This window comes from Streptomyces sp. NPDC006610 (assembly GCF_040611575.1).
Classification (GTDB): domain Bacteria; phylum Actinomycetota; class Actinomycetes; order Streptomycetales; family Streptomycetaceae; genus Streptomyces.
On sequence record NZ_JBEXOP010000007.1, the window covers coordinates 72,951 to 97,115 of the forward strand.

At 75.5% G+C, this 24,165-nt stretch carries 17 protein-coding genes and 1 pseudogene; 10 read left to right on the forward strand and 8 right to left on the reverse strand.

The features are described from left to right. Positions 1-26: 26 nt before the first annotated feature. From ABZY13_RS08000 to ABZY13_RS08010, 3 genes are read right to left on the reverse strand one after another with little or no spacing between them, the layout of a single operon-like run. Positions 27-1,001: a tetratricopeptide repeat protein gene (locus tag ABZY13_RS08000; RefSeq protein ID WP_356628031.1), complete on the reverse strand. Its 975-nt coding sequence runs from the start codon at positions 999-1,001 to the stop codon at positions 27-29. Further along, entirely contained in the window at positions 998-3,502 is a 2,505-nt protein-coding gene (locus tag ABZY13_RS08005; RefSeq protein ID WP_356628032.1) for an Hsp70 family protein, read from the reverse strand. The genes ABZY13_RS08000 and ABZY13_RS08005 overlap by 4 nt, the downstream gene beginning before the upstream one ends. Positions 3,503-3,544: 42 nt before the next feature. Then, positions 3,545-4,102, reverse strand: coding sequence for a hypothetical protein (locus ABZY13_RS08010; protein ID WP_356628033.1), 558 nt, complete (start codon positions 4,100-4,102; stop codon positions 3,545-3,547). 190 nt (positions 4,103-4,292) lie between these two features. On the opposite strand from ABZY13_RS08010, the gene ABZY13_RS08015 reads away from it, so the two are divergent. The 9 genes from ABZY13_RS08015 to ABZY13_RS08055 are packed head-to-tail and all read left to right on the forward strand — an operon-like array spanning position 4,293 to position 17,053. Further along, positions 4,293-6,308, forward strand: a complete 2,016-nt coding sequence (locus ABZY13_RS08015; protein WP_356628034.1) for an AAA family ATPase — start codon at positions 4,293-4,295, stop codon at positions 6,306-6,308. After that, positions 6,301-7,527: a serine/threonine-protein kinase gene (locus ABZY13_RS08020; RefSeq protein ID WP_356628035.1), complete on the forward strand. Its 1,227-nt coding sequence runs from the start codon at positions 6,301-6,303 to the stop codon at positions 7,525-7,527. The genes ABZY13_RS08015 and ABZY13_RS08020 overlap by 8 nt, the downstream gene beginning before the upstream one ends. Next, entirely contained in the window at positions 7,524-8,849 is a 1,326-nt protein-coding gene (locus ABZY13_RS08025) for a hypothetical protein (RefSeq protein ID WP_356628036.1), read from the forward strand. The genes ABZY13_RS08020 and ABZY13_RS08025 overlap by 4 nt, the downstream gene beginning before the upstream one ends. Positions 8,850-8,870: 21 nt before the next feature. Then, a complete protein-coding gene (locus tag ABZY13_RS08030; RefSeq protein WP_356628037.1) occupies positions 8,871-9,179 on the forward strand; it encodes a hypothetical protein in 309 nt (102 codons plus the stop codon). Further along, positions 9,176-9,685: a hypothetical protein gene (locus tag ABZY13_RS08035; RefSeq protein ID WP_356628038.1), complete on the forward strand. Its 510-nt coding sequence runs from the start codon at positions 9,176-9,178 to the stop codon at positions 9,683-9,685. The genes ABZY13_RS08030 and ABZY13_RS08035 overlap by 4 nt, the downstream gene beginning before the upstream one ends. Beyond that, a complete protein-coding gene (locus ABZY13_RS08040) occupies positions 9,682-12,234 on the forward strand; it encodes an Hsp70 family protein (protein ID WP_356628039.1) in 2,553 nt (850 codons plus the stop codon). The genes ABZY13_RS08035 and ABZY13_RS08040 overlap by 4 nt, the downstream gene beginning before the upstream one ends. After that, positions 12,225-12,623 (forward strand): hypothetical protein, encoded by a 399-nt coding sequence (locus ABZY13_RS08045; RefSeq protein ID WP_356628040.1) that lies wholly within the window; start codon positions 12,225-12,227, stop codon positions 12,621-12,623. The genes ABZY13_RS08040 and ABZY13_RS08045 overlap by 10 nt, the downstream gene beginning before the upstream one ends. A gap of 24 nt (positions 12,624-12,647) precedes the next feature. Beyond that, on the forward strand, positions 12,648-15,029 hold the full coding sequence (locus ABZY13_RS08050; RefSeq protein ID WP_356628041.1) for a protein kinase: 2,382 nt from the start codon (positions 12,648-12,650) through the stop codon (positions 15,027-15,029). Further along, positions 15,026-17,053, forward strand: a complete 2,028-nt coding sequence (locus ABZY13_RS08055) for a protein kinase (protein WP_356628042.1) — start codon at positions 15,026-15,028, stop codon at positions 17,051-17,053. Before ABZY13_RS08050 ends, ABZY13_RS08055 begins: the two co-directional genes overlap by 4 nt. Before the next feature lie 475 nt (positions 17,054-17,528). On the opposite strand, the gene ABZY13_RS08060 is transcribed toward ABZY13_RS08055, so the two are convergent. Then, on the reverse strand, positions 17,529-17,687 hold the full coding sequence (locus ABZY13_RS08060) for a hypothetical protein (RefSeq protein WP_356628043.1): 159 nt from the start codon (positions 17,685-17,687) through the stop codon (positions 17,529-17,531). Between the two features lie 126 nt (positions 17,688-17,813). Here ABZY13_RS08060 and ABZY13_RS08065 point away from each other — a divergent pair. Continuing rightward, positions 17,814-18,405 (forward strand): annotated as a pseudogene (locus ABZY13_RS08065) (transcriptional regulator); the annotation flags it as partial. Between the two features lie 33 nt (positions 18,406-18,438). Here ABZY13_RS08065 and ABZY13_RS08070 read toward each other — a convergent pair. The 4 genes from ABZY13_RS08070 to ABZY13_RS08085 form a co-directional block, all read right to left on the reverse strand. Beyond that, positions 18,439-19,452: a DUF5914 domain-containing protein gene (locus ABZY13_RS08070; protein WP_356628044.1), complete on the reverse strand. Its 1,014-nt coding sequence runs from the start codon at positions 19,450-19,452 to the stop codon at positions 18,439-18,441. Beyond that, entirely contained in the window at positions 19,449-20,477 is a 1,029-nt protein-coding gene (locus ABZY13_RS08075; RefSeq protein ID WP_356628045.1) for a phytoene/squalene synthase family protein, read from the reverse strand. Before ABZY13_RS08075 ends, ABZY13_RS08070 begins: the two co-directional genes overlap by 4 nt. Before the next feature lie 199 nt (positions 20,478-20,676). Further along, complete coding sequence (locus ABZY13_RS08080) at positions 20,677-22,224, reverse strand: phytoene desaturase (protein ID WP_356628046.1); 1,548 nt, start codon at positions 22,222-22,224, stop codon at positions 20,677-20,679. Beyond that, positions 22,221-24,011 (reverse strand): polyprenyl synthetase family protein, encoded by a 1,791-nt coding sequence (locus tag ABZY13_RS08085; RefSeq protein WP_356628047.1) that lies wholly within the window; start codon positions 24,009-24,011, stop codon positions 22,221-22,223. Before ABZY13_RS08085 ends, ABZY13_RS08080 begins: the two co-directional genes overlap by 4 nt. Between the last annotated feature and the right edge of the window lie 154 nt (positions 24,012-24,165).

Consider the following 24,165-nt stretch of genomic DNA (forward strand, 5'->3'; position numbering starts at 1 on the left):
GCGAGTTCAACGGCGCTCTTGCCGTGTCACGAGTCGGTGTGCGGGGTCAGGACCAGCGTGACGGTCCGGTTCGCCGCGTCGGTGTCGTGCGGGGCGTCCCGCTGCTCGGCGGAGGCGACCAGGAAGCCGGTGAGCGGCCGGTCGGCGGCGTCGCTGAGCACGCGGGCGGCGGTCATGGCCCGCCACAGCGAGGTGAGCGAGCCTCCGCCGGTGGGGGCGCCGGGCACGTCGGCGATGTGTCCGAGGACCTCGACGCGCAGGTTCCGCTGCCCGGCGAGGCGCTCACCCACCCGGGTCAGCTGTGCGACCCCCGCGTCGGTCGGCTCGGCTCCCTGCGCGAACAGGCCCTGCGCGAAGACCACCTCCACGGAGTCCTCGTGCCGCTCCACCCGGGTCCCCGGGGTGCGGACCGCCTGTGCGAGCGCGTCGAGCGCCTGAGCACGCCGGGCCTCGGCCGCCGCGGCGGCGGCTCGCCCGGGCTGTTCCTTCGGTTCCTGCCGTACGTCCTGTCCGGCACGGGGAACGGCCGCGGAGTCGGACACCGGCTCCCGGGCACCGGACGGCAGCTGGGTGGCGAGGACCCACGCCGCCGTGACCGCCCCGGCGCACAAGGCGACGGCCACGGCGGGCCGGCCCCGGTGGCGGGCTCGGGCGAGGGCGGCGGCCGGGCCCGTGCGCCGGAACCGCCGGATCCGGGCGAGGGCGGCCTCGGCGGACTCGTCGTCCGGGTGCTCGTCGAGCAGCCGGCGCCAGCATCGTTCGGCGGCCTCCAGCTCGCCGCGCTGGGCGTGCACGCGGGCGCGCAGGTCCGTCACGTCGCGGTGCCGGGTGACGGCGGGGTCGTCGGCGCGGTCCAGTTCGCGCAGCGCCGCGTCCAGGTCGCCGGCGCGGGCTTTCGCGGTGGCCCGGGCCACGGTGTACTCGACGCGCAGCCCCGTGGCGAGGTCGCGGTCGGTGCGGGGCCCGGACACGGTCACGGGCTGGGTTTCCGTCGCGGTCACCGGCGGATCACCCCGCCCTCGACCGGACCGCCCGGCGCGTCGAGCTGCCGGGTGAGCTCGGGGGGCAGCATCTCGTAGAGCCGCTGGAGGACGTCGAGGAGGGTGTCCCGGTCGCGGGCGGCGACGGCCCGTTTGCCGCGCGCGATCACGGCGTCCGCCTCGTTGCGGGGTGTCATCACGTGGCGCATCCGGGACAACTCCTCGAACAGCTCGTACTCCAGCTCGCCGGTGGCGCGTTTCAGGTCGACGTAGAGGTCACGCGCCTGCTCCCGCAGCCGTTCGAGTCGGGCGACGTCGGCGTTCTGCATGGCCTGGCCGGCCCGGCCGCGCAGGCGCTCCAGTTCCTGCCGCTCGGCCGCGCTTCCGCCGCGCCGGAGCAGGCCCTCGCACTCCTTGAGCGCGTCTCCCAGTTCCAGCATCAGCCGTGGCGCCTCGACGGCCTCGCGCTCGACGCGGTCGAGCCGCGCGTGCAGGTCGCGAAGGAGCTGGTCGCATTCCAGGGCCCCATTCATGTCGGTGACCGCGTGGTCGATCTTCACGCGGAGCTGCTCCGTTTCGCCGGACAGCTCCCGCAGGACGGGCTGCGCTGCGACGGCCCTGGTCTCCCGCACGCGTTCGGTGAGTTCGGCCGTCCGCCGCTCCAGGCGGCGCAGCTCGGCGACGAGTTCGGCGTGCTCCGGCTGGGCGCTTTCCAGCCGTACCCCGGCCTCGAACTCCACGCCCATCGTCTCCACGACGGCCCTGGCCTGCCCGATCTTGCGGATTTCGTAGCTCACTTCGACCTCGCTGCCCTCCGGGAGGTCGTAGCGCAGGTCGCCCCGGCGGAAGGTGACCTCGCCTACCTGCTTGTTGTTCTTCGCCTCCGCGTCCTCGCCTTCGAGGAGGGGGATGCGGATGACCGCGTCGGGATGGTCCCGGGTCAGGGCGATGGTCGTGTGGAAGGTGCTGCTTCCGTCGGTCGGCAGCGCCGCCCCTTTGCGGACGATCGCGGCGAAGGCGCCGTCGTGCGTGCCGATGCCGAGCGAGTGCGTGAGGACCGGCCCCGGCGGCAGGGTGTTCGTGTGGGTGATGGTCAGCGTGTCGGGGGTGAGCTTCTGCCTCGCGCCCGAGGCGTCGGTCAGCTCCACCGTGAACCGGGACTTGGTGTCGGGGGTGATGGTGACGGTGGTGTAGAAGGAGCCGTCCGCGCCGAGGGCGACCCGCGGGCCGTGGAAGGCAGGGATCCCGTCCGGGTTGTGCAGGGAGACGCTGTAGCCGGTCCAGTCCACCCGGCCGGTGCGGTGCAGTTTGCCGGACACGGGGATCTGGGTGGTGTCCAGCGACTGGGGCTCGTAGAACAGGTCGGCGGTGAACTCGCCGGCGCGGGGGCGCGGCCGGGTCGCGGGGGCGCGGACGGTGCCGGCGTAGATGGCGGCGCCGCGGGCGACGACCGTGGACGGGTCCTGGCTGTGGTCGAGCCGGATGCCGAGCCCGTCCCGCGGGTCGGCGAGCAGCTCGCGCAGGCCGGGGGCGAGCGTGGCGCCCCCGACGAGCAGCAGCCGGTCGATGTGGTCGGGGCGCAGCGAGCCGTCGGTCAGCGCCTTGCGGCACAGGTTGATCGCCCGGGTGTAGAAGGGAAGGGCGATGTCGTCCAGGGCGCCGCGGGTCAGCGTGTACGCGAGCTCCTGTTCTGTGCCGCTGTCGTCCTTGAGCTCGACGAACAGTGTCGCCGAACCGGCCCGGGACAGTTCGATCTTGGCGGTTTCGGCGGCCCCCTTCAGCTTGGCGAAGTTCGTCCGCCACCGCGCGTTGCCGCGGACGAACTCCCTCAGCCCGAGGTCGCGTTCGACGGCCGGCGCCAGCAGCAGGTCGACGATGGCCCAGTCGACGTCCTTCCCGCCCAGGTGCCGGTCACCGGCGTGCTGGAGCAGTTGGAGCTCCCCGTCCCGCTTGCTCATCACGGCCGCGTCGAACGTGCCGCCGCCCAGGTCGAAGACCATCCAGTGCGCGGACTCGGCGGCGTTGTCCACGCCGTAGGCGAGCGCGGCCGCGTTCGGCTCGTGCAGCAGCGGGCAGTGCTCCCCGAGCCCGGCCAGCGCCGCCGCCTTGCCGGTGGCGCTGGACTGGTTCAGCGCGAACGCCGCGGGCACCGTGATGACGGCGACGGCCGGCGGCTCCCTCAGTTCCACGTCGGCGGCGACGTCCTGGCACAGTGACTTCAGCACCTCGGCGGACAACTGCTCGGGGGTCAGGGAGACATTCGCCCGGCGGAAGCGGTACTCGGCGCCGGCCACACCCATCCGCAGCTTGAACTCGGCGTACGCGTCGTCCGGATCGGTCTCCGCGTGCTCGCGGGCCCTGCGGCCGACGTAGGTCACTCCCTCCCGCGGCATCCACACCGCGGACGGGGTGCAGTCCCAGCCCTCGTTGTTCTTGATGATCCGGGACCGGCCGTTCTCCGCCACGGCGACGGCGCTGTTGGTGGTCCCGAGGTCAATGCCGAAATCGATGGTCTCACGCATCTGATCTCCCCTGCCGAATCCACGATCGGCTGCGTGTGCGAATCAGGAAAGAGGCGGCCTGCCGACGACGACCTCACCCATCTGGATGAGGCGTCCGCGGAAGTAGACCGAGGGCAGGAAGGTCTCCAGGACGACTTCACGGGTGAGGGCCGGGTCGTCCTCGAACGACAGGACCTTCAGCGACAGGCCGGGGTCGTAGTGGTCCCCGTCGTGATCCAGGATTCTGAGCTCGACGCCTTCCTGCAGTGCCTGGCGTGCGGTACGCAGGCTGCGGCCGATCTGCCGGGAGGCGTTTCCCGGCCCGTCGTCCTGCCGCCCCAGTCTCCGTTCCGCCTTCCACACGCCGGTGGCCGCCTCGGCGAGCCGGGCGGTGTCGAACTCCTGCGCCCTCGGCGTCGCCGCGGCGGTCGCGGCGGCGCGCCGTGCGGCGGCTCCGGCCGCTTCGAGGTTGGCGAGGGCGGTGTCGAGCACGGCGAGGTGGTCGGCGATCCGCTCGCGCTGGCCGGCGTCCAGCCGTTCCGGGGCGATGCGGAACTCCCGGGGGTGCTTCCACTGCCGGTACCAGCAGGCCAAACGGTCCTGCGTGTCTCTCCGCCTCACGTCCCCACCTCTCGGCGCTCGCTGCGACGGCGCCCCTCGGTCGTGCCGGGCCCGTCCCGCACGACTGTGGCGGCACCGCTTCGGGAGGGGTCCCGAGACGGCGCCGGTACACCGGTACCGGCAGCCCGACACGGGTGACGGACGCCAGGAGCGCTTCACACGGCGCAGGGTCTTCGGGGGAGGCAGGACGTTGCACCACCTTGGGATCGACCGGCTGGAACCGGCGCTGCTGGCGGCGGCCGACGGCCTCTCGGGCGCCGTCGCCGCGGCCGTCGAAACCGGTGCCGCCCTCGTCGAGCCGTCCCACGTGCTGATCGCGCTCGCCCGGGTGCCGGGCAGCGTGACCGCGGGGCTGTTCGGTCGCAGCCGCATCCCCGTGGAGGCGTTCGTGGAAGCGCTGCGCACCCAGAGCCCGGCACACGACGGGATGCCGCCGACGGAACTGACCGACCGCACCGCTGCCTCGGCGACCCGGGAGGCGTTGGGCGCGCTGCCCGCCGGGGCCGGGGAACGGGAACTGCTGGCCTCGGTCCTGCCCCGCCTGGAACCGCCCGCCGCGCTGCTGCTGCGCGAATACGCCCGGGCCGATCTCGACCAGTGGATCAGCGAGTGCCACGCCGAACCCGGCCGGGCGCGGGAGGTGTTCGGCGACGACGGCCGACTGCTGCTCGACTGCTTCAGCCCGGGCGCGCGGCAGGTGCTGTCCGCGATGGCCGGGCCGAGGAACGACCCGGCGCCCGGCCTGCTGACCACCGCTCACCTGCTGCGGGCCATGGCCGAGGTGCCCAACGGCCTGATCGAGCAGGGGTGCCGCTTCCTGAGCCGGGACGTTCGCGTCCTGCGCCTGCGGATGGCGTCCCTCACGGGCGACGGCCGGGATGCGTCCGGGCCGGGGCTCACGGGCGGCGGCCGGGGCCCGTCCGGCCCGGGACTCGCGGGCGGCGGCCGGGGCCCGTCCGGCCCGGGCGGGGCGCTCGCCCGCGACCGCCTCCCGGAGCCGCTCGCGCGCACGCTGCAGCAGGCCGCCGCGGTCGCGGCGCAGCGCGGCAGTGACCTGATCGCCGAGCGCGACCTGCTCGCCGCGCTGCTCGACACTCCGGCCGGCCTGGCCGCGGGGCTGCTGCGCGACGCCCGTGTCGACATCACCCGGCTGCGCCGCTATGCCGAGGAGTACTACCAGGAGCTCCCCGAGCAGGCGCCGGACGCCGCGGCGCACGTGCCGCCGCCGCACGAGTCGCTCGACCGGCTGCGCGAGCGCCTGATCGGACGGGAGGCGGTCATCGACCGCCTGGCGCCCCACCTGGAGATGATCACCCGGTCGCTCAGGCGGGGCCTGCGCCTGCACGATCGCCCCCTGGGCAGGTTCCTGTTCTGCGGTCCCAGCGGCACCGGCAAGACCCTGGCCGCCCGCGCGCTCGCCGACGTGGTGTACGGCTCGGAGGACGACGTGCTCTTCTTCGAGATGGGGCAGTTCAACACCAAGGAGTCGATGAACAACTTCATCGGCGCCGCGCCCGGCTACGTCGGCTACGGGGACGGCAGGCTCACCAACGGACTGCGCGACAACCCCCGGCGGGTGCTGCTCTTCGACGAGGTCGAGAAGGCGGACGGCAGGGTGCTCGACGCCCTCCTGCGGCTGCTGGACGAGGGACGGATCAGCGATCCCGCGGGACCGGTGCGCGACGCCCGTGACTCGGTGATCGTGCTCACCTCGAACCTCGGCGCCGCCGAGTTCGCCGACGTGGCGCCGTCGCGGGACGGCCAGGAGCCGGAGGCCGCCGCGCACGTGCGGCGGATCATGGCGGGGTTCTTCCGGCCCGAGTTCCTCAACCGGATCGACGAGGTGGTCCTCTTCGAGCCCTTCCGGCGGGACCAGCTCGAAGCCATCGCACTCGGCGGGCTGAGGCGGCAGGCCGCCCGGGTGGCCGGGCAGCTCGGGGTGGAGCTGTGCTGGACGCGGGACTTGGCGGCGCGGATCGCGGAACTGGCGATGACGCGGCGCCGGGAGGAGGCCGCCCGCGGCGTGAACCGTTACGTCGACGGCGTCCTCCCTCCCCTGCTGCGGCTGCTGGACGAGGCCGACAGCCGTGGGGAGTTCGTCGAGCGGGTGCGCATCGTGCCGGACGGCGAGCGGCTGTCGGTCGTGGACATCAGTGGGGCGGGGACCGGTGCGGCGGGCATCAGGGGGGTGGGCATCGGTGGCTGAGCTGCTCGACGGTCGCTACCTGTTGCACGAGAGGCTCGGGCAGGGAGCGTTCGGCACGGTCCACCGGGCGGAGTTCCGCGTCCTCGGGCACACGCTCCGGGAGGTCGCCGTCAAGCTCTTCCACGAGGGCCCGGCGATCCCGGCGGTCCCGGTGGGGGAACTGCTCGGCGAGGCGCTGCAGTTGATCCGGACCGTGGCCGAGTGTCCGGATCCGGTGGTCCGAGACCGCTTCCTCACCTGCTACGACGCCGGCGTCGAGGGCGGCGGCACGGGACGGCCGTACCTGGTGACGGAACTGGCCCGGGGCGACCTGGCCGGGCGGCTGCGCGGCGGCCAGCTGCCGGTGGCGACCGTGCGCGACCACGCGCTGCAGATCTGCCAGGGCCTCGCCTTCCTGCACGAGAGGGGCGTCGTCCATCTGGACCTGAAGCCGGGCAACATCCTGGTCTCGGCGTCCGGTTCGCTCAAGATCGGCGACTTCGGGCTGGCGCGCCGCGTCAGCACGTTGCTGCGCCGCGCTCCCGCCTCCCGGGGGACGTCGTGGTACCTGCCGGCCGAGGTGCTGCAGCTGCAGGACGCGGGCCCCGAGGCCGACGTCTACGCCCTCGGCCTCATCTGCTACGAGATGCTCACCGGCCGCCTCCCGCGCCAGGACCAGCTCCGGGCCGCGGCGCCGGGCGACGGGGGCCGGACCGACACCGACGCGCTCGTACGGCTGAGGCTGCGCGACGTGGAACCGGCCGGCGCCCGCAACCCCGAACTGCGCGGCCACCCGCTCGAAGCGGTGGTCCAGCGCGCGCTCAGCCCCCTGGCCACGGACCGGTACCCGGACGCCGGCGCGTTCCTGCGCGCCCTGGACGCGACCGCGCCGGCGCCCCCGCCCCGCACCCCGACGCCGCGCCGGCGGGCCGAGGAGCTGGTGGCGCACACCCGCGCGGCGATGCGGCGCGGCGACCTCGACCTCGCGCACGAGCTGGTGCGCGAGGCGCTCGACGTCGACCGGGCGCTGCCGGACACCGCGATGGTCGCCGAGGTGTACCTCGTCGCGACCGAGCTGGCCCTCCTCCGCGAGGACCCCGTCGAGGCCCGGGCGATGGCGATGGAAGGGCTGGGCAGGCGCCGCTGCCGGGTGACGTACCAGGCGATGGCGACGGCCTTCGCGGGCACGGAGCTGGGCCGCGGCTTCGCCCGCCGGAGCCGGGAGGGGACGAGCCGATGACCGCCCGGAGCGAGCCGACGACGGCCGGCCGCGAGCCCACGACGGCCGGCCGCGAACCCACGCCCGCCGCATCCATGCCGACCACCCCCGCGCAGCGGCCCACGCCCCTCGGGCCCGAGCCGGGGACTCCGGCCGCGGAGCAGGAACGGCCGCGGTCCGGGCCCGCCCCGGTGCTCCCCGCCGAACCGGCGTCCGCCTACGAGGCGCTGTGGCAGGACGGGGAGCTGCAGCCTTGGACCCCTGCGGCGATCCGGCTGTGGGAACAGGAGGACGGCGACGACGTCGAGGTCGTCCACCACCTCGCCATCGCGCACCACGCCCGCGCCTACGACCTGGAGGCGGCCCACGACGACGCGGCCTTCGCCCACTTCGAGAAGGCGCTGCGGCACTGGGCCACGCTCTGTGGGGAGCCGGAGTTCTGGCGCCGGATGCACGAGCGCCTCGACGAGGCCATGGGCGCCCCGGTGCCGGACGCGATCGTGGCCGAGGTGCGGACGCGGCTGCCGTACGACCTGCTGGAACCCCATGTGACCCTGGCCGCCCGGCTGCGGCTCACCGATCCCGGCCGGGCGCGCCGGCACGTGCGGCTGGTGACCGGCTCCGCCTTCCCCGACGCGATCGTGGCCGAGGCGCGCGACGGCCTCGTGCGGGACCTGCTCGACGGCGTCCCCGCGGCGGTCGCCGAGGGCAGGTTCGCGGAGACGATCGACGTCCTGGAGTCATGGCTGCTCCTGGACCCGGACCATCACGGCCTGCTGCACGCCCTGCTCCTCACCGGCAGGAGCTGGATCGAGCGGCTGCGGGAGCAGCCGTACGCGCAGCGGCGGACGGAGGAGCTGCTCGACCGTGTGGACGCCCTCGTCCGCACCGGGCTTCCCCGTTCGGCGGCGCCCGGCGGCGAGCTCGCCAAGGAGCTGGCGCGGCACGAGTGTCTGCTCGCCCTCCGGGCCTTCGGAGCTCTCGGCGCGGTCAGGCCCTCGCCGGACGCGCTGGGCTCGCCGTCGGAGGTCGAGCAGGCCCGGCACCGCGGCCGGCGGGCCGCCCGCCACGTGGACCGGGCGCTGGAGCTGTACCCGGAGCTGGGCGAGGATCCGCGCTGCACGGAGGTGACGGAGCTGCGGAACGAGGGGCTGCCGCGCTTCCTGGCCTGGCTGGACGCGGTGGAGGCGCAGTTCCTGCTCACCGCGTTCGGCATCGGTGACCGGGAACTGTCCCGGGCCCGGCTGCTCCTCGACGCGGCGGGGACGTACGCGGCGGCCGATCCGGGCCTCGAGGAGTTCGTGCGCTCGCTGGAGAACCTGCTCTCGCTGCGGCAGGTGTGAGACGACCAGGAGAGATGATCCATGACCGACAATCCGTGGGCCTGGCGCGACGGGCACAACCCGTACCGCGCCACGCCCTTCCAGGTGCTCGCGCTCGCCCCGGACGTCGGCGGGCGGGGGGCGATCCGCAGCCACGTCAGGAAGCGGCGGCAGCGCATCGAGCGGCGCGCCGACCGCTACCCGCTGTTCGGACGCACCCTGCGGGTCGCCGAGGTGAACGCGGCGGAGGACCGGATCAAGGACCCGGCGCAGCGCCTGCTGGCGCAGCTGTGCACCCACCGGCCCGAGCCATCGGCCCGAGCCGCCGGTCCGACCGGATCGGTCCGATGACACGGCCGGCCGACGCGATGCGGATCGACGAGCGGGAACGTCCCCTCGCCGACCGGCCGGAGCCCCCGCAGGGCGTCGTGTGGCGGCTGCTGCGTGAGAAGGCGCGGACCGGCGACGCGGCGGCGGAGGAGACCCGCCGACAGGTCGAGGCGCACAGGAGCGCCCTCGAACACCTCGCCCGGGACGTCGCCGGCGTGCTGCACGGGTTGCACGGCGTCACGCCGGCCACCGCCGCCGACGCGCTGCCGTCGCTCGCGCACCGGCTGGCCAGGGCCCTGGAGGCCGCCGGCGCCCGCTACCTCGATCCGGCGGGCACGCCCTACGAGGAGGTCCGGATGTGGGCCGACGTGGAGGGCTGCGAACCGGTGGCGGGCCTGGACCGGCCCGTGGTGGCCGAGACGCTGCAGCCCGGCGTGCTGATGGCCGACGGAAAGCTGACCCAGCGAGCGCGGGTGTATCTGGCCGTCCCGCGGGCCGACGACGAACGGCAGGAGGAACAGGAATGAGCATCACCGTCGGAATCGACCTCGGAACCACCAACAGCTGCGTCGCCGTGCCCGCCGACGCGGACGTCCCCGGCAAGCGGGAACTGATCGCATCGGGCCGGCTGCGGCCGGTCGGCGGCGCGCTGATCATCACCGACGCGTACCAGGCGCCCATCACCCCGTCGGTGGTGTGGCTGGGCGAGGACGGCGCCCCGGTCGTGGGCAGCCTGGCCAAGAACATGGTCAAGCGCGACGGGCAGCCGCCGCCCGCGATGTTCTTCAAGCGCATGATGGGCACCGACCAGCCGGTGACCGCCGGCCACGCCGACCTGACGCCGCAGCAGGCCTCCACGCACGTCCTGCGCCACCTCAAGGCCCTCGCCGAGGAGGTGCTGCGGGTCCCGGTGGACCACGCCGTGGTGACGGTGCCCGCCTTCTTCGAGATGCGGGCCAAGAACGAGACCGTGCAGGCCGGCCTCGACGCCGGCCTGGCGAAGGTGGAGACGCTCATCGAGCCGTTCGCGGCCGCCCTGGCCTCCACCCACGGGCAGCGGCCGACCGAGCCGAAGACGTTCCTCGTCTACGACCTGGGCGGGGGCACGTTCGACGTGTCCGTAGTGGCCTGGTCCCCGGAAGCCGGCTTCGAGCACCTCGCGTTCGAGGGCGACCGCTACCTGGGCGGCTACGAGTTCGACAAGGCGATCGTGCGCTGGATGGCCGAGCGGCGCCCCGCCTACGACCTCCGCCTCGAACCGGACCGGCCGGAAGAGGCCCGCCTGCTCGCCCGCCTGCTGGTCCGGGTGGAATCGGAGAAGCACTTCCTCTCCCGGGAGCAGCAGACCGAGATCTACGTGGAGGGCGAGGCCGACCGGGCCGGCATCCCCATGACCATCAAACTGCCCTTCGGCCGCCCCGAGTTCGAAGAACTGATCCGGGACGACGTGCAGCGCACGCTCGCCCACTGCGACGCCGCGCTGCAACGGGCCGGGATCGCCCCCGCCGACCTCGACGAGGTCGTCATGGTCGGCGGCTCGTCGCGGGTGCCGCTGGTCGGCCGCCTGCTGCGGGAGCGGTACGGGCACGAGCCGCGCCTGATCGACCCCGACCTGTGCGTCGCCGTCGGCGCCGGCGTCAAGGCGGGCGCCACCGGTGTCCGGCAGGGCGTCCTGGAGATCGACCAGGTGGCGGCCGCCCTGCCCGCGACCGACATCGCCGGGCGGGTTCACCCGGGCCCGGACGGGACGGTGACGGGCCCCGTGCAGGTCGTGCTGCGCTCCGGGGACGGGGTCCGGAACCTGCGTCAGCGGACCGACGCCGAGGGGCGGTTCGTCTTCGAGGACGTCGCGCTGCACGACGGGGACAACGAGCTGACGGTCACGGTCGTCGCGGACGGGGAGGAGATCGAGACCCGCCGGTTCACCGTGACGCCCGACCAGGCGCCGCCGCCCACCGACGAGGGCGACGTGCTGGCGCACGACTTCTTCGTTGAGCTGGAGGGCGGGCCGCACCGCATCGCCCAGGCCGGGACCAGACTGCCGTACCACACCGGCTTCCCGCTGGAGACCGCCGGCCAGGGCGTGGTGCTGCGGGTCCGGCTGCACGAGGGGCTGATCCCCATCGGCCAGGTGGAGATCCACGACCTGCCCGGCACGCTGCCGGCCGGCACACCGGTGGAGCTGGAGCTGGAGTTCCGGCCCGACTGGTCGATCGACGCGGAGGTCCGGGTCCCCGCCGTCGGCATGCAGGGACGGGCGCTGATCTCCGTACCGCGCGAACACGTGCCCTCCTGGGAGGAACTGCGGCAGCGGTACGCGGACATCGGGTCCGGCTGGCAGGAGCGGCGGGCGGTGGCCCGGCCGGAGGACGCCATGCGCATCGGGCCGCAACTGGACGTCGTCCTGCGGGAGTGCGAGGCACTGCTGGACCAGCGTCAGGACCGGGCCAAGTGCCATCACCGGCTGCGCGAGGCACGGACGCTGCTGGACAGGGTCCGGCTCCCGGCCGCGGAGTCGATGCACCCGCCGCTGCCGGAGTTCGAGAACAGGCTGGCCGAACTCGCCGCGCTCTGCGACCGGCTCGCCCGCACCGACGCCACCGAGGCGCAGCAGCACCGCGAGAGCATTCCCGGGCTGCGGGCGGCCGGGCTCGCGGCGTACCGGGCCGGCAACGCCCTGGACTGGCACAGCATCAACCAGGCCGTCGAGGACCGCTGCGTCGCCGTGCACCGGAGGGTGAGCGCCGGTCAGCCGCCGCCCAGCCCGGCGAACCTCCGGTTCCTGCTCCACCAGGAGCTGCAGGAGCTGGACCGCGCCCTGCGGGACACCGACCGGGTCACCGGCGGGAAGTACGCCGGCCGGGTCGAGGAGTTCCTCGCCGAGGTGGCCGCGATCGTCGCGGCGGTGGGCAGCGTCGACACCAACGACGTACGGTCCCCCGATCGCTTCGCCGGGATCCACCGCAATGAGGTGCAGCCGCTGGCCGCACGGATCGAACACTGGATGGAGGAGATCACGGGCGACGACCCCGGAGTGATCCCGCTCAGGCGACGCGGAGGCGGTGAGTGGCCGTGATCGACTGCCCCCTGTGCGGCCGGACGCTGACCGCACCGGCTCCCGAGTGCCCGGTGTGCCGCGGCGACCTGCGTCCGCTGGCGCGGATCGCCGCGCTGGCCGACGAGCACTTCAACCGGGCGGTCGCGCTGGCCCGCAGGCAGCAGTGGCACGGCGCCGCCGAGCATCTGGCGGTCACCCGCGCGCTCAGCCCTCACGACGTCGACGCCATCGTCCTGCTCGCCAAGGTCCGTTACCGCCAGCGGGGCGGGCAGCGCGCCGAGGCCGGTCAACTGCTGCGGCGGGCGGTCGAACTGGCGCCGGACCGCGAGGACGTCCGCGCGGCGCTGGAGGAGGCCGCCCGCCCGCAGCGGCAGCCCGGGCAGGGGCGCAAGCGGCGCCGCCGATGAACCGTGAGAGGCAGGTGAACGTACGTGCGCGACGCGTCGTCGTCCGGGAACGGCCCCGAGCCCGGGAGCGGCCATGAACCCGGGGGCGGCTACGAGCGGCTCCGCGAGCGTGGCAGCCGGGCCTTCTCGGCGGGAAACCTTCGGGAGGCGATCGAGGCCTTCGGGGACGCCGTGCGTCTGCGCCCCGATCTGGTGACGGCCCACCTCGACCTCGGCAAGTGCTTCGAGGAGACCGGCAGGACCGAGGTCGCCCGCCGCATCTACGAGCACGCCCTGCGCACCGACCCGGCCTCGCCCCTGGCCGCGGCCGCGCTCGCCGGCCTGCCCGCCAGACCACCCGCCCGGCACGCCTTCGAGCTGGGGCAGGTGGTGCGCAGCCCGGACAACTCCTACCGCGTGCTGGAGCGCAGGATGGGCGGGCACGGCGCGGTGTCGATCGTGGAGCCGGAGGGGCGCAGCAGCTTCTTCGACCGCGTCGGGTACCGCCGCTACGTGCTCAAGACCTTCAACCTGCCGCAGCCGTGGAGCGACGAGGACCGGGAGCGCTTCGCCAACGAGGCCCAGACGTGGGTGCTGCTGGAGAGGCACCCCAACATCGTCACGGCACTGTGGGTCGAGCGGGTCGAGCACCACCACTGCCTGCTGCTGGAGTACGTCTCCGGCGGCGACCTGGACACCGCCCTGGCCAGCGGGCCGCTCGTCCTGGAGCGCGCGCTCCGCTTCGGCCTGCAGTTCTGCGACGGCATGGAGCACGCCTCCCGCACCCTCGGTGTCCTGCACGGGGACGTGAAGGCGGCCAACTGCCTGCTCACCGAGGACGACACGCTCAAGGTCACGGACTTCGGCCTGGCGCAGGTGTTCGGTCCCGCGCAGGCGGTCGGCGGACGGCTGCTGGAGCTGCGGCCGGAGGTCAGGGCCGTCTACCTGGTGCCGGGCGGAACCCGCAGCTACCGGGCGCCCGAGCAGTCCCGGATCGGGGCGCGCGTGGACGTACGGACGGACATCTACGGTTTCGGCGTGCTGCTCCACCAGATGGTCACCGGCGATCTGCCGGTCAGCGGCAGCATCGCCGCGGAGCACATCAGGGCACGGACCGGCCCGGACGACTTCCCGGCGGGATTGCGGGAGTTGATCCTCGCCTGCGTGGAACGGGAACCGCAACGGCGACCGCGCAGCTTCCGCGGCCTGCGCGGGGAACTGCAGGCCGTGTACGAGAGGGTCGTCCGGCGGCCGGCGCCGACGCCGGCGCAGCCCCTGCCCGGCGACCGGGACCTGTACATCCGCAGAGGAGCGGCGCTGGACGAGCTCGGCCGGCACGAGGAGGCCCTCGCCTGGTTCGGCAAGGCGTTGCGGGTCGCTCCGGGCGACGGCTGGGCGCTGCACAACAAGGCCCTCGCCCTGATCGCGCTGGGGCGCCGCGACGAGGCGCTGGCCTGTCTGGATCAGGCGCTCGAACGCTATCCGGGTTACACCCAGGCCCTCCAGGCCAGGGCGAGGCTCCTCACCACCATGGGGCGGCACCAGGAGGCGCTGGAGTGCCTGGCCCAGGTCCTCGAGGGACCCGGCCGGATCGGCCCCGGTCACCTCGCGGACGCGATCGGCCACGTCGGCGATGCTCTGCGGGACGGTCGCGGCGGCGACTTCGCGGACGTGCTCCGCGGTCTCGGGGATGCGGCGCGGGTCGGCAGCCGAAGCGACGGCGACCTCGACGACGTACTCCGCCGTGTCGGGGCAGTTCTGCAAGGCGGCGGCCCGGACGCGCCGCGCCGCACCGGGGAAGCCGGGCAGGCCGGTCGGCGCGACGGCGGCCTCGCGGACGCGTCCGGCGGGCGAGCCGGGCGAAAGGGCTCCCGGTATTCGCAAGGCGTCCTGCTGGCCTGGCAGATCGCGGCCGCCGAGGCCGCGGCGGGGTGCGCGCCCGCGATCGAACCGGCGCACCTCATGCTGGGGGTGTGCAAACTGGGCGACAGCCGGTTGCCCGAACCGGCGGTTGCCGTGCTGCGCACGGCTCCCGCGCTGCGGGCCGAGATCGACGCGCTGCGGGGCCGGTTCCGCCGGGCGGGGCTGGACGTCGCCCCGTTCCGCCGCCGACTGCGCAGGCGCCTCACCCGTCCCGCGCCCGGCGCGGCGCCCGACGGGTCGCCGAGCGGGGCTCCCCGCGACGGCGTCATGCACCGGACGCCCGCCGCCCGTGCGGTCTTCCGCCGGGCCGAGGAGCTGGGGGCCGGGGCGGGGTCGTCCGGCGCCGGGGCCGGGGCGTGGATGTCCGGCGCGTCCGTGGGTCTCGCCGAACTTCTGCGGGCTCTGCTGGAGACGCCGGCTCCGCCCTGGGACGAGCCGGCCGCAGAGCTGGGCCTGGAGGACGGGCTCAGGTCGCTGACGCACGACGACGGAGGTCCTCGATGACCGGCGCTCCCGACGACGGCGCCGTCGGCCTGGTCCTGATGCTCGCCCTGGGCGAGGCCGCCGTCGGCGGCGCCGACGCGGTGGAGCCGGTGCACGTCCTGCTCGGGATCTGCAAGACGTGCGAGCTGCCGGCGGCCGACGCCGGGCTCGACGGTGAGGTGCGAGAGCTCAGGGCCGCCTTCGAGCGGGCGGGACTGGACACCACGTCCTTCCGTCGCCGGCTGCGCGCCCGGGTCGCGCGACCGGACCGGGCCCGGGGCGACGACGTGCCGCCCGGGAGCGACGTCGCCCACCGGCTGTTCGCCCGGGCGACGGAACTGGCCGTGGCACAGCACCGCGACGGGGCGGGACTGTCCGACCTCCTGGCCGCCGTGCTGGAAACCCCCTCCGCGCCGTGGGCGGCGCTCGCCGCCGAGATGGGTGTCCCCGATCTGCGCGCCGCGCTGCTGCCGGGACGGCCGGAGCCGGGCGGGCGGCCGGGAGCCGTGCAGTCGGGCGGACGCTCTGCCCAGGTGTCCCTGACGGTGCTCCGAGGCCCGCTCCAGGGGCGGACGTTCGAGTTCTCCGAACGCACGACGTGCGTCGTCGGAAGGACGGAGGACTGCACGCTGCGCTTCCCCGAGGACGAGGGGACCTCGGGGCTCTCCCGGCATCACTGCCTGTTCGACATCAATCCCCCCGACGTGCGGGTCCGCGACCTCGGCAGTTCCAACGGCACGTTCGTCAACGGCGACAGGATCGGCCGACGGAACGCCCGGCCACCGTCGCAGGGGGCGGACCGGACCGCGTGGTCGGAGCGTGATCTGGCGGACGGCGACGAGATACGGCTGGGCGGCGTCCGGCTGCGGGTCGGCGTCCGCGTCCCCGCCCGCTGCGCCACATGCGGCACGACGGTCCCCGGGACCGAGAAGGAGGCGGCGGAGGGAGCGGGCAGCCCGGACGCCCGCCGGTGCCGTCTGTGCCGTACGACAGAACCGCCGTCCGCCCCCGGCGCCCTTCCGCCACCGCGCCCGGAGGGTGCGTGCTCGGCGTGCGGCGGCGGGCTCGGCGCCCAGCACATCCGCCGGCCCTTCGCCGGGGAGCTGTGCGCGGCGTGCAAGGGCGACCCGGAGCGGGTCGTGCAGCAGCTCCTGCGGGTGGCCGAGGACGGCACCGGGAACCTGAACCTGTTCGGCGGCTACACGATCCGGCGGCGGCTGGGGAAGGGCGGCATGGGCGCGGTGTACCTCGCCCACGACCCCCAGACGGACGAGCCGTGCGCGATCAAGGTGATGCTGCCGCAGGCCGCGGCGAACGAGACGGCCAGGGCGCGGTTCCTGCGCGAGATGTCGACGGTCGAGATGCTGCGCCACCCGCATCTGGTACGCCTGCACGACCACGGCTGCTGGAACGGCATCTTCTTCTTCGTCATGGAGCACTGCGACGGAGGAGACGTCGCCGGGCTGGTCCACCGGCGGGGCGGCCGGCTGCCGGACTACCAGGCGCTCGGCATCACGCTTCAGGTGCTGGACGGCCTGGACCACGCGCACCGGGCGGACGTCCGGGCCTACGACGCCGAGGGCAGCCCGCTCGCGGTCCGCGGGCTCGTCCACCGGGACCTGAGCCCGCGCAACATCTTTCTGCACGGCGGCATGGCCAAGGTCGGCGACTTCGGTCTGGCCAAGGCGTTCGACGCGGCGGGCCTGAGCGGGCTGACGCACACCGGGACCAGCGCGGGCAGTCCGTCGTACGTGTCCAGGCAGCAGGTGCTCCAGTTCAAGCACGCACGGCCCGAGGTCGACGTCTGGGCCGCCGCGGCCTGCCTGTACTACATGCTCACCGGCTCGGCTCCGCGTGACTTCCCGCCGCACGCCGATCGATGGCGGGTGGTCCTGGACAGTCCCGCCGTGCCGATCCGCCACCGGAACCCCGGGGTGCCGGAGCGTCTCGCGAAGGTGATCGACCACGCCCTGACCGAACACCCGCGCATCGGCTTCGGCACCGCGGCGGAGTTCCGCCAGGCGCTGCTGGAGGCCCGGGAGTGACGGGGGCGCCTCCGGGACCCCTCCCGGACGCCGGTGTCCAGCATGGGCACTCGGCGAGTGCGGGCGAGTACGGTCGACTGGCGCGACCGTCTCAACTCCTCCGGTGCGCAGTCCGTCAAGGCCCGGACCGCAGTGATCAACGCCATCGGGAAGATCAACACGGCCCTGGGCAGGATGACGGCCGATGAGGACGGTCTTGACGGGACACTCGTACGGTTCGCGGTCGAGCGGGAGTTGCCGCTCGACCAGGCAGGTGGGGTCGTACGGGACCGTGTGGGCTGCCGGTGTGCATGGCGGCCTCGCCACCGGGACGTCTTCGCGCGGATCCACCCCACCGACCACGAGCCCGCACCGACGGGCCGACGCCGTGGACGACGACGGCCCCGCCCATGGAGGACGGGGCCCAAGGCGTCGGTCCCCGAAGGAGTCACCGGCTCGGGCGGGGCCACTCGACGAGGGACGGACAGCAACCGCGTCAGACCCGCCACGGCGGCATCGGGTAGAGGTTGCCGCACGGCCGGACACAGGTGATCGAGCCCGGCATCAGCAGGCCGGCGTCGTCCTCGTCGTCCGCGCCTCCCGTGAAGCAGACCTCGGGAACCCAGCCCCAGCGGCCGTTGTCGGCCAAGGCCATCGTGCTCTCGGTTCGGGGCGGCCGGCGCGCGGTTCGGCGACACGGTTGCCGCGCCGCCCCCCGCCGCGGCAGCCGCCTCGGGTCTCCGGTGGCACGGCCGGCGCCGCGCGGCCCGGCGGGCCCGCGAGCGGGCTGCCGCTCGGCGACGTGCGGCAGGAGTGCCGGGGGCTGGCCCGTGCCGCGGTGCGGCTGGAGGGGCCGGAATGGGAGTCGTCCGGCGACCGCTGTGTGGAGGTCGAACACCTGCTGTCCTGGCACGTCGCCGGCGCCCTGCGCAACGCGCCACTGCGCTGCCGTGCGTCGAGCCGGTCACCGGCGCCCCGCCGGTGGTGCTGGCCTGCACGCCCGGTGAGCTGCACTCCCTCCCGCTGGAGGCGCTGACCGCTCCGCTGGCCGAGCGGGGGCTGCCGACGCGGACGCTGGGGGCCGCGGTGCCGGCGGAGGCTCTGCTTGCGTGCGTGCGGCGCACCGGGCCGGCCGCCGTCGTGCTGTGGGCGCAGGCCCGCTCCACGGCGTCGGGACCACTGGCCCGGCACGTCGCCGCCATGGAGTGGGGGCCGGCGGGCGCGCGCGGCCGGCCCCTCGTGCTGCCCGCCGGTCCGGGCTGGGACCGGCGGACGAGCGCCGGCTTCCCCCGCTGCTCGGTCTGCTGGACGCCGTGGAGACCCTGGGCGCCCTTTACCCCGGGAGCGCGGCGCCGCCCCCGGCGGCACGCTGAACGCCCTGCGCCGGGCGAACGGACCCGGTGCGTTCAGCCGGGGAACCGTCCCGAGCTGCGCAGGGCCCAGCGGCGCTCCGCGTAGGCCAGGTCGTCCCGCCACAGCCGGCCCGCGGCGGCCCGCATCAGCGGGCGCAGCAAGGGGGCGGCACGGCGGGCGACGGCGAAGCCGAGCCGTTCGGACGTGGCGACGACGGCCTCGACGACCGCCGTGCGCGGACGGCCCAGGGAGTCGCGCCCCAGCGGCGTGGCGTGCGTCTCCACGACGGAGCCCCGCCCCTCGCCCTCGGTGATCCGCATCAGGACCGTGCGCGGACCGGGCGCCGTGAAGACCGCGCGCACGGGAACGACCAGCGGTCCGGCGACCTTGAAGGACACGTCGACCGTGAACGAGTCGTCCTCGTCCCCCTCGCCGGGTGCGCGGACGACCGTCAGGTCGACGAAGGAGTACGGGTGGAACCAGGCCCCGTGCCAGGGGTCGAGACGGTTGGCGACGACGTCCTCCGGCTCGCAGACGCCCACCCCGGTGTACACGGCGGTCAGCGACCCGGCCGTCGCGGGGCGGGGCGGCACCGACGGGCCGGCGGTCGGCTCCTCCTCCCCGGCCTCGTCCAGCCGCACCCACAGCAGCACCCCGTCGTCGTGGACCGGCCACGGCTCCCAGCCGGCGAACGGCGCGCCGTCGAGGGTCAGTCCGTGCCAGTGGCACACCAGGGCGCCACAGCGCACCGGGCTGTCGCGCAGCGGGGCGCCCAGGTGGGGGCAGGCGCCCGGACCGGCCACCGGGCGCCCCCCGGCGTCCCGCCACAGCACCACCTCCCGTCCGGCGACCGTGCGGCCCAGGGGCCGGTCGGGGCGCAGGTCTCGGGAGGCGCCGACGACGTACCAGTTGCCGGTGGGGCGGGTCCGGGCCCGCTTGAGGGCGGCGGCGATGAGCCCCGGCCGGGCTTCCCGCCAGGTGGGGCGCTGGCGCTCCCAGGCGACCCGGTCACGGCTCAGGCTCAGCGGCAGCCGCCTGCGGCGGCGGTCGGGACGGGCGGGTGTCACACGGCCTCCTCGTGACGGGCGACGCGGCGGGTGTGCAGACGGGCCGCGGCCGGCTCCGCCGCGGCGGGAGGGGGCGGCCCGGCGGGGACGCGCCGGGCGGCGGCGCGGGCCGCCGCGACCCGCAGCAGGCCGTCCGCGGCGACCAGGGCGCGGCGCCGCCGGGGCACTACCGCGCGGCGGTGCAGCACCGCGTAGCCGTCGGCGGCCACCGCGTCCAGAATGCCGCCGTACAGGACGCACGCCGTGCGGATGCAGGGCCGGGAGACGGGGTCGAGCATGTCGATGCCGGGCACGGCGCGCCGGTAGGCGGCGCGGGTGAGCGACGCGAAGTCCTTCAGCGCCGCGGTGACCCGGTGGTCGCGGCGGCCGGTGTCGCGGCAGTGGCGCAGCAGGTCGTGGTGGACGCCGTGGGCGCCGAGGAGGTCCTGCGGGAGGTAGACCCGTCCGCGGTCGAGGTCTTCGCCGACGTCCCGGAGGAAGTTGGTGAGCTGGAAGGCGACGCCCAGTTCGGCTGCGTGCGGCTCGGCCTCGGCACGGGGCGTCACGGTGCCGAGGACCGGCAGCATCTGCAGGCCGATGACGGCCGCCGAGCCGTGCATGTAGGCGCGCAGCGCGGCGTGGTCGGCGTACGAGGTGACGGTGAGGTCGCTGCGCATCGAGGCGAGGAAGTCGGCGAGGTGGCGGGGGTCGACGGCGTACCGGCGGACGGTGTCGCAGACCGCCCGCACCACCGGTGTGGCGCCCGCGCCGCCGGCCAGGCCCCGGGCCAGGTCGTCGTCCAGCCGGTCGAGGGCCCGGGCGCGTTCGGCCGGCCCGGCGGCGCTGTCGAGGGAGTCGACGATGTCGTCGGCCCAGCGGGCGAAGCCGTACAGGGCGTGCACGGCCGGGCGCCGGTCGGGGGTGAGCAGGCGGGTGGCGAGGAAGTAGGTGCGGCCGTGCCGGGCGTTCAGCTCGCGGCAGCGGGTGTAGGCGGCGCGCAGCGCCGGCGCGGTGATGCCGGCGGCGTCCAGTTCCCTGGCGGTCACGGGCGGGCTCCTTCCGAGCGGGGGTACGGGACGCGGGGATGCGGGGCGGTCGCCCGGCGGCGTGGCGGCGGACCGCCGGCCGGCCCGGCGGCGGTCGCCCGGGCCCGCCGTCCGGGCCGGGTGTCGGGCAGCGGTCCAAGGGAGCCCGGTGGCGCCGGGACGGCGGGCGGCCGGAGGGCGGGCGCGGGGGCCCGCGACCTCACGCCGGGGCTCCTTCCGGACGGCGACGGGCGCCCGGTGCGCGCCCGGTCCCGGCGGTCGTGCGGCTCGCGCCGGTGATGCGGGCGGCGGCCAGCCTGCCGGACAGCAGCACCGGCGGCACCCCCACCCCGGGCGTGGTGCCGCATCCGGCGAGGACGGCGTTGGTCGTGCCGCGCACCAGGTTGCGCGGGCGGAAGGGGCCGGTCTGCGCGAAGGTGTGGGCGGCGGAGAACGGCGTTCCCGCGGCGTGCCCCTGCGCCGTCCAGTCGGCCGGCGTCACCAGGCACTCCTCCTCGATCGCCGCGGCGATGCCGTCGAGTCCCCGGCGTTCCAGCACCCGCAGCAGCGTGTCGCGGTAGCGGGGCCCGAGGTCGCGCCAGTCGGCCGCGCCGGGGCCGATGCCGGTGTGCGGGCAGGGCGCCAGGACGTAGTGCAGATGCCGGCCCGGAGGGGCGAGGCCGGGGTCGGTCGCGGTGGGACGGGTGATCAGCAGGGAGGGGTCGCTCATCAGCTCGCCGGTGCGTGTGAGCTCGTCGAAGGTACGTCGCCAGGCCCGGCCGAAGGACAGGGTGTGGTGGGCCAGCTGCGGCCAGGTCCGGTCGCAGCCGGCGTGCAGGATCACCGCCGACGGCGCGTGCCGCAGCCGCGCGGGGCGGCGTGGGGTGCGGCCGAGGAGGCGGTACGTCACCGGCAGGTCGGGGGTGAGGACGACGGCGTCGCAGGGGATGCGCTGCTCGCCGGTGACCACGGCGGTGATCCGCTCGCCGGAACGTTCCAGCCGGGTGACCGGGCTGCCGTAGTGGAAGACCGCTCCCGCTTCCCGGGCCGCCTTGGCCATCGCCCGCGGCAGGGCGTGCATGCCGCCGCGCGGGAAGTACACACCGGCGACGGTGTCCATGTAGGCGATGACGGCGTACGCGGCCAGGGCCCGCGTCGGCGGCACCCCCGCGTAGAGCGCCTGGAAGGTGAAGACCCGGCGCAGCCGCTCGTCGCGCAGGTGGCGGGCGACGCCGGCCTCCCAGCGGCCGAATCCGCCGAGCGCGGCCAGCCGGAGCAGGTCGGGGCCGAGCAGTTGCAGCGGGGAGTCGAAGTCGGCGTCCAGGAACCGCTGCCGTTCGGCCCGGTACAGCTCGGTCAGCCAGTGGCGCAGCCTGCGGTAGCCGCCCGCCTCGGCGGGACCGGCGAACCGCTCCACCTCCGCCTCCATCGCGTCGGCGTCGGTGTGCACGTCCAGCGTGCTGCCGTCGGCGAAGGACGCCCGGTAGGCCGGGTGCAGCGGGATCAGCTCGACGCGGTCGCGCAGCGAGGCGCCCACCGCGGCGAACGCCTCGTCGGCGATGTCCGGCATGGTCAGCACGGTGGGCCCCGTGTCGATGCGGTAACCGCCGCGGTCCAGCATCCCGGCGCGTCCGCCGGGCCCGGCGTCGCGCTCGACGACGGTCACCCTGCGGCCCGCGCCGAGCAGGTGCAGGGCGGCCGACAGCCCGGCGAGGCCGGCCCCGACGACGACCACGTGATCGGTCGGCCCCTTCAGCGTCCTGGTCACCGGCCGCCCTCCGTCCGGGAATCGCCGGCGAGCGCTACGGCGCACGGCGGAGCGTCCACGGCCGAGGGGCCGGCGCCGAACGTGCGGGCGGAGCCGGGCTCGCGGGCGGAGCCGGGCTCGCGGGTGGGGCCGGTGCGGCCGGAGGCATCGGTGGACGCGCCGGAGCCGGACGCACCGGTCACGCCGGTGCATCCGGCGGTTCCGGCCGACCCAGCCGACCCGGCAGGCCCAGCGGACCCGACCGACCCGCCGGACCCGACCGACCCGCCGGACCCGACCGACCCGGTGAACCCGGTAATGCCCGTGAACAGTGCGCGCAGCGCTGCGGCCGGGCCGGGCTCCAGCGCGGCGGCGGCCAGGATCCGCAACGCACGGTCGGTCAGCCGCTCGATCTCACGCCGCACCAGGGCCCGGGCTCCGGTGCCGGTCAGGACGTCGCGTACCCGGTCCAGGTCGTCCTCGGTCAGGGCGGTGTCGCCGGACACCGCATCGAGGACGGCGAGCGCGGCCGGGTCGTCGGCGGCGCGGGCGCGGGCCGCCGCCATGAGGTAGGTCGGCTTGCCCTCGCGCACGTCACCGCCGGACGGCTTGCCCGTGACGGCGGGGTCGGCGAAGAGGTCGTCCAGGTCGTCGCGCAGCTGGAAGGCGAGCCCGGCGCAGCGGCCGGCCCGGCGCAGCGCCTGCGTGACGGCCGGGCGGGCGCCCGCGAGGGCGGCTCCGAGACCGAGCGGGCGCTCCACCGTGTAGAGGGCGCTCTTGAGGCGGGCGGCGCGCAGGGCGTGCGACGTCGAGCGCGACCCGCTCGCCTGACCGTGGACGTCCAGATACTGGCCGGCCACCATCTCCGTCCGTGTGGCGCGCCACAGCTCACGGACCCGCGCCACGGCGCCGGGCGGCAGGGCCGCGCCGTCCAGCAGCAGGTCCGTGATCTCGTCGTCCGCCCAGGTCAGCGCAAGGTCGCCGGCGAGCACGGCGGCCGCGTCGCCGAGCCGCCGTGCCGAGCCGGGCGGTCCGCCCGCGTACTGGCGGGCGACCGCGGTGTGCAGTGCGGGACGGCCCCGGCGCGTCTCGGCGGCGTCCATGACGTCGTCGTGCACGAGGGCGCAGGTCTGCAGCAGCTCCAGCGCCGCGCCGGCCCGCAGCGCCGCCCGGACCTGCGCCGGGTCGCCGCCTCCGCAGGCGCGCAGCGCCCACCACAGCATGCGGGGGCGGATCCGGCGCCCGCCGTGCAGGGTGAGGCCGGCGACGCGTTCGGCGAGGTCCCGGGCGAAGACCGGGTCGAGCCGGCGGGCATGCTCCAGCCGGGCGGCCAGCAGCCGGGCCAGCACCGGCTGGAGGGCCGCGGCCGGGCCGGCGTCGACGACCCCGGCGTCCACGGCGGCGGGGTCCGCGGAGGTGACCGCACCGGACCGGGCACCGCCCGGACCGGCGGTCGCCGAGGCGTCGAGGGCTCCTGACGCGGCGTCGGCGAAGGCGACGGCGACGCCATCAGCCGCGTCGCCACGGCCGGAGACGCCCGGCGGCGAAGCCGAGCCGACGCCGACGCCGCGGCCGTGGCCGTGGCCGTCCGACGCTCCCGTGCCGTCGGAGCGGTGGGCGTCTCGGCGGGCCGGCCGACGACGCGGAACGCCGCGGCGGTCGGCGCCGGCCCCGGGCGTCTCCTCCCACGCGGCGCCGGGAACGGCGTCACGAGCGGGACCGTCGGCGCCGGGCCGGCCGGCCGAAGCCTCCGGGGGCCCGCCCGGCGGGTCCGCCGTGTGCCGGAAGGTCGCCTGGCTGGAGCGCATCGCGGATCCTCTCACCCGTCGTCATTGCCGTCGTTCTCTCCGTCGAGACACATTCCGCGCCGGACGCCGGTCCGGATGCGCCGAACGGGTCTGGAGCGGACGGGCCGGGTGCGGAGCACGACGACACACCCCGCGCTGCATCCGTCCGCGCCGC